Source organism: Mesorhizobium sp. P3_A9 (assembly GCF_056402975.1).
Window position 1 is genome coordinate 1 of the sequence record NZ_JBFUGJ010000489.1, and the last position, 3,446, is coordinate 3,446.

Sequence of the window (3,446 nt, forward strand, 5' to 3'; positions counted from 1 at the left end):
GTGCCTTCGCGGCGGGCAAACATGGTGCCCATCTCGTCGAGGCCCATTTCGAGCCCGGCGGCCTCGCACCAGCGCTGGAAAAGATGCCGGCCCTCGCCGTCCTCATCGGTCACGGTCTGGCGATTGTTGCCGCCGGCAATGCCGGGGCCGATCTTCGCCATCTCCATCAGCGAATCCCACAAACGGTCCGAATTGATTCGCAGATTCTCGCCGGGTGCGGCCATTCAAAGTCCTTCCATTTCATGGTCTGGGCGGGTGGCGGTTCCCTTCGCCACCCGCCCAGACAAAAGCAGGTTTAGTCTATCGACCTCAGCACTTCACGCACATGGTCGATCAATTCGTTGATCTGGCCCTTGGTGATGATCAGCGGCGGCGACAGCGCGATGATGTCGCCGGTGGTGCGGATCAGCGCGCCGCGATCGAACGCCTTGACGAAGGCCGAGAAAGCACGCTTGGTCGGCTGGCCGGCGATCGGCGCCAGTTCGATCGCGCCGATCAGGCCGATGTTCCTGATGTCGATGACATGCGGCTCATCCTTCAGCGAATGCAGCGCATCTTCCCAGTATGGCGCCAGTTCCTCGCCACGCGTCAGCAGACCCTCTTCCTTGTAGGTGTCGAGCGTGCCGAGTGCCGCCGCGCACGCAATCGGATTGCCCGAATAGGTGTAGCCGTGGAAGAACTCGATCATGTGTTCCGGCCCGGTCATGAATGCGTCGTGGATTTCCTTCTTCACGAACACCGCACCCATCGGGATGACGCCGTTGGAGACGCCCTTCGCGGTGGTCATGATGTCGGGCGTGACGCCGAAATAGTCGGCGGCGAACGGCGCGCCGAGGCGGCCGAAACCGGTGATGACCTCGTCGAAGATCAGCAGGATGCCGTGCTTGGTGCAGATTTCGCGCAGCTTCTGCAAATAGCCCTTGGGCGGCAGGATGACGCCGGTGGAACCGGCGACCGGCTCGACGATGACGGCGGCGATGGTCGAGGCATCGTGCAGGGCGACGATGCGCTCCAACTCGTTGGCAAGCTCCGCGCCATATTCCGGCACGCCTTTGGRGAAGGMGTTCTTCTCCGGCAGATGCGTGTGCGGCATGTGGTCGACGCCGCCGAGCAGCGTGCCGAACATCTTACGGTTGGTGACGATGCCGCCGACCGAGATGCCACCGAAATTGACGCCGTGATAGCCGCGCTCACGACCGATGAGGCGGGTGCGCGAGCCCTCGCCCTTCACGCGGTGATAGGCGATCGCCATCTTCAGCGCGGTCTCGACCGATTCCGAACCGGAATTGGTGAAGAASACRTGGTCCATGCCCTTSGGCGCGAKGTCGACCAGGCGGTTGGCCAGTTCGAACACGATCGGATGACCCATCTGGAAGGCAGGCGCGTAGTCGAGCTCGGCGGCCTGGTGCTGGATCGCCTCGGTAATCTTCGGCCGGCAGTGGCCGGCATTGACGCACCAGAGACCGGCGGTGCCGTCCAGCACCTTGCGSCCRTCGCTSGTGGTGTAGTGCATGTCCTTGGCGGACACGAACATGCGCGGCGCCTGCTTGAACTGCCGGTTTGCCGTGAACGGCATCCAGAATGCGCTGAGATCGTTCGGCGTGACTTTCAGCCGGTTGGACATGAGCAGGACTTCCCCTTGTAAMCTGTTTCGSTGCGKCCAACGCTTGGTCTTTGCCGCGCTTTCATGCTACGCAAATTTTTGACCGATTGGACAAACGTTAGCACCGCCCTGTCGGCGGTCAAGGGATTACTAGCGGAAATGCGGCTCCTGAAGTGCGTTCCACAGGCTAGGGAAAAACTGGTCCAGAGAATTGGTCCAGATGACCCTCAATGCGAGGGCTTGCAATGGTGAACGCCGGCACGGACGCCCCTCGCCGCACCCGCATCCAGCAGGAAAAGCGTGAGCTGATCCTGGAGGCCGCACTCGAAGTGTTCTCCACCAACGGCTTCCGCGGCTCGACCATCGACCAGATCGCCGAAGCGGCCGGCATGTCGAAGCCCAACCTGCTCTACTATTTCCGCCGCAAGGAAGACATTCACGAGACGCTGATGCAGCGCCTGCTCGACACCTGGCTGGCGCCGCTCAGGGAACTCGATGACATCGGCGATCCGATGACCGAGTTGAGAAGCTACATCAGGCGCAAGCTCGAAATGGCGCGCGATTTCCCGCGCGAGAGCCGGCTGTTCGCCAACGAGATCCTGCAAGGCGCGCCACGCATCATGCCGCTGCTGGCCGGCGAGCTGAAGACGCTGGTCGACGAGAAGGCCGCCGTCATCAAGGGCTGGATGCGCGCCGGCAAGATCGCCAGGACCGACCCCTGGCACCTGATCTTCTCGATCTGGGCAACGACGCAGCATTACGCCGATTTCGACGTCCAGGTCCGCGCGGTGCTCGGGCCGAACCGCGGCGGCGACGGCCGCTTCGAGGACGCCGCGAGGTTCCTGGAGCAATTGTTTCTTGAGGGGCTGAAGCCGAAGGGCTGACCCTGCCGCGATGGCTCAGGCGCTGCGCCGCTCGGCCGGCAGCGCGTCCAGCAAAGTCTGCAGCTTGGCGATAGAGTTCTGCTCGGCGAGCGGCGTGTAGACGACAAGCCTCATGTCGGAACCATCGTCGATCGACAAGCTCATATGCTCGAAGGCCATCGGGCCGGCGGTGGGATGCCGGACATGCTTCATGCCGGTAAGCCTTCGCGCCACGTCTCGCCGGGGCCACCAGTCGCGGAACTCGGGGCTTGAGCGCATCATCAGCGCGATCAGCCGGTCGAAATCGGGATCACCGACATACTTGGCGCTCTCGGCGCGAAACGACGCGAGAACCACGCGGGCGAGTTCTTCCCAGTCGACCAGCAGGCGGCGGTGGTGCGGGTTGGTGAACACCATATGGACGATGTTACAGGCATCCCCCTCAAGCAGGCCGTAGTCGCCAAACACCGCGACAGCGGCCGGGTTCCAGGCAAGCACGTCCCAGCGCCGGCCGACGACATAGGCCGGCTGCAGGACGAGGCTTTGCAGCATGTGCAGCAAGGGGCCGTCGACCTTTTCCGGCGCAACCACACGGCGCTCAGGCTGCTGGCGCCCGGCAAGGATGAACAGATGCCGCTTCTCGACGGCGTCGAGGCGCAATGCCTCTGCAAGCGCCGTCAGCACTTCCACGGAGGGCCTGACCTCCCGCCCCTGCTCCAGCCAGGTGTACCAGGTGGTGCCGACGCCGGCGATCATCGCCACCTCTTCACGACGCAGGCCCGGCGTGCGCCGCCTGAGACCGGTCGTGATGCCGGTTGCCGAGGGCGTCAGCCTTTCGCGGCGCGAACGCAGGAAAGCGCCRAGYTCGCGCCGGCGGCTGTCTTCRGCGGAATGTGAGGGAGCATCCATGGTGCCTATTATAGCAGTACTGATACCAGGATAAAGTTTGAACTGTTTGAGATCCGTCAGGCGTCCCATCT

At 63.3% G+C, this 3,446-nt stretch carries 3 protein-coding genes and 1 pseudogene; 1 reads left to right on the forward strand and 3 read right to left on the reverse strand.

The window, feature by feature from the left end:
• Positions 1–224 (reverse strand): annotated as a pseudogene (locus tag AC1DX0_RS33085) (Zn-dependent hydrolase); the annotation flags it as partial.
• Positions 225–295: 71 nt separating this feature from the next.
• On the reverse strand, positions 296–1,624 hold the full coding sequence (aptA, locus tag AC1DX0_RS33090; RefSeq protein WP_477358579.1) for an omega-aminotransferase AptA: 1,329 nt from the start codon (positions 1,622–1,624) through the stop codon (positions 296–298).
• Positions 1,625–1,848: 224 nt separating this feature from the next.
• Between aptA and AC1DX0_RS33095 the strand changes: the two genes are divergently transcribed.
• Positions 1,849–2,487 carry a TetR family transcriptional regulator C-terminal domain-containing protein gene (locus tag AC1DX0_RS33095; RefSeq protein WP_477221872.1) on the forward strand — a complete coding sequence of 213 codons (639 nt, stop codon included), beginning with the start codon at positions 1,849–1,851 and terminating at the stop codon, positions 2,485–2,487.
• 15 nt (positions 2,488–2,502) lie between these two features.
• On the opposite strand, the gene AC1DX0_RS33100 is transcribed toward AC1DX0_RS33095, so the two are convergent.
• The gene (locus tag AC1DX0_RS33100; RefSeq protein ID WP_477221871.1) at positions 2,503–3,375 is read right to left on the reverse strand and encodes a helix-turn-helix transcriptional regulator; all 873 of its coding nucleotides are present in this window, start codon (positions 3,373–3,375) and stop codon (positions 2,503–2,505) included.
• Positions 3,376–3,446 lie beyond the last annotated feature (71 nt).